Raw genomic sequence first — 1,181 nt, 5'->3', positions numbered from 1 at the left:
TTTTTGGGTGTGTCGTGGTCGAGGTAGGTGTCGGGGAGGGTGAGTGGCCGGAAGCGGAGGCCGCCGTCGAGCAGCCCGGCATGGGCGAGGTGGTGCGCGACCAGCGACCCGAAGCCGCCGACGGAGCCTTCCTCCACGGTGAGCAGCACGGCGTGTGTGCGGGCGAGGCGCTCGAGGAGCTCGGCGTCGAGCGGCTTGGCGAAGCGGGCGTCGGCCACCGTGCAGGACAGGCCCTGGGCGGCGAGGTCGTCGGCGGCGCGCAGCGCCTCGGCCAGGCGGGTGCCGTAGGAGAGGATGGCGATGGTGCTGCCCTGGCGCAGGATGCGTCCCTTGCCGATGGGCAGCACGGTGCCGCGGGCGGGGATCTCGAGGCCGGTGCCCTCGCCGCGGGGGTAGCGCAGCGCGATGGGGCCGGCATCGTGGGCGGCGGCGGTGGCGACCATGTGGGTGAGCTCCACCTCGTCGGCGGCCGCCATCAGCGTCATGTTGGGGATGCAGCCGAGATAGGCCACGTCATAGGCCCCGGCATGGGTGGCGCCGTCGGCGCCGACCAGCCCCGCGCGGTCCATGGCGAAGCGCACGGGCAGGTTCTGCAGCGCCACGTCGTGCACCACCTGGTCGTAGGCGCGCTGGAGAAAGGTCGAGTAGATGGCCACGAACGGCCTGAGCCCCTCGGTGGCCATGCCGGCGGCAAAGGTCACCGCGTGCTGCTCGGCGATGCCGACGTCGAAGGTGCGGCGGGGAAAGCGCTTCTCGAAGGCGTCCAGCCCGGTGCCGCCGGGCATGGCGGCGGTGATGGCGACGATGCGCGGGTCGGCCTCGGCCTCGGCCATCAGCGCTTGTGCGAAGACCTTGGTGTAGGAGGGCGGCCCCGGCGGCGCCTTGGCCTGCTCGCCCGTGACCACGTTGAACTTGACCACGCCGTGGTACTTGTCCGCCGCCGCCTCGGCGGGCTGGTAGCCCTTGCCCTTTTGGGTCACCACGTGAAGCAGGATGGGCCCGCTTTCCTCGGCATCCCTCAGGTTGCGCAGCACGGGCAGCAGGTGGTCGAGGTCGTGCCCGTCGACGGGGCCGACGTAGTAGAAGCCCATCTCCTCGAACAGGGTGCCGCCCGTCAGCATGCCGCGGGCATACTCGTCGGCGCGCCGGGCGGCCTCGGCGATCGGGCGCGGGAAGCGGCG

General features: G+C 72.2%; 1 protein-coding gene. It reads right to left on the bottom strand.

Translation table 11 applies throughout. The annotated features are described in order from the left end of the window. Nucleotides 1-1,181, bottom strand: a 1,181-nt coding sequence (gene dxs / locus ACFFIC_RS30010; RefSeq protein WP_377057283.1) for a 1-deoxy-D-xylulose-5-phosphate synthase, incomplete at both ends; no start/stop codon positions are given.

Source organism: Muricoccus vinaceus, from assembly GCF_042433125.1.
Classification (GTDB): domain Bacteria; phylum Pseudomonadota; class Alphaproteobacteria; order Acetobacterales; family Acetobacteraceae; genus Roseomonas; species Roseomonas vinacea.
The sequence above is the reverse complement of the archived record's forward strand: the minus strand, read 5'-3'. Positions and strand labels throughout refer to the sequence as shown.